A 965-nucleotide genomic window follows, 5' to 3' on the forward strand; every position below is an offset into this window, starting at 1 on the left:
CTGACCGTGACCCTGGGGCTGGATGGCAAGTACCAGGTGGTGCTTGACGGCGTGCTGGATCAACCGGTCAGCACCAACAGCGTCAACCTGGGATTGCAGGTAGTGGGCACCGACTTTGACGGGGACAAGAGCAATCTTGGCACCCTCAACATCCAGATCACCGACGGCGTGCTGCCCCAGGTCGACCCCGTCTCCCTCACCCTGGTGGAGGACAGCGACTGGAGCGCTGCCCAGACCCTGTCCGGGGATCTCAATATCACCGCAGGTAGCGATCCCCTTGCCGGCATCAGCTTCGATGCCAGCCAGCCGGGCCTGCAGGGGCTTACCAGCGGCGGTCAGCCTGTTGTCATCAGCATCAGCGGCAACAGCATCAGCGGCGCGGTCAACGGCCAGAACGTGTTTACCCTGACGCTGGATCAGAAAGGCCACTACGTCTTCACATTGAACCAACCGCTGGATCAGGGCAGTGCGGACAGCCTGCTCAAGGCGGGCTTCACCCTGACCGATTCTGATGGCGACACCGTCTCCTCCACCCTGACCGTCGCCATCGGCGATGGGGCCAATCCTGTCATCAGCGCCGTGACCGGCACCGAGATGACGGAGGCGAACCAGGGGGATGGCGCCCTGGTGAGCAATATGAGCTTCACCGTGAGCCACGGTGCCGATGCCTTGGCGCCCGATAGCCTCAAATTCGATCTCGCGGCCATTCAAGGCAGCCTGGATGGCAAATACAGCAGCCACGGCAGCCCGGTGACTTTCACCCTGGATGCCAACGGGGAGCTGGTGGGCACCAGCGCCGATGGTCGCGAGGTGCTGCGGGCCGAGCTGAGCCTGGTGGAAACCAACGGCGACTGGAGCGTCACGGCCAAGGTGACCCTGAGCGCCGAGCTGGATCACCAGGGCAGCGAGTCCCTCGACCTGCCGCTGACCGTGACCCTGACCGACAAGGACGGGGACAGGGTCTC

1 protein-coding gene is annotated in these 965 nt (G+C 63.9%); it reads left to right on the forward strand.

All coding sequences use genetic code 11. The features are described from left to right. On the forward strand, nt 1-965 hold a 965-nt coding region (locus BN1119_RS14755; RefSeq protein ID WP_041999559.1), incomplete at both ends, for a T1SS-143 repeat domain-containing protein.

The organism is Aeromonas bivalvium (assembly GCF_000819765.1).
Taxonomy (GTDB): domain Bacteria; phylum Pseudomonadota; class Gammaproteobacteria; order Enterobacterales; family Aeromonadaceae; genus Aeromonas; species Aeromonas bivalvium.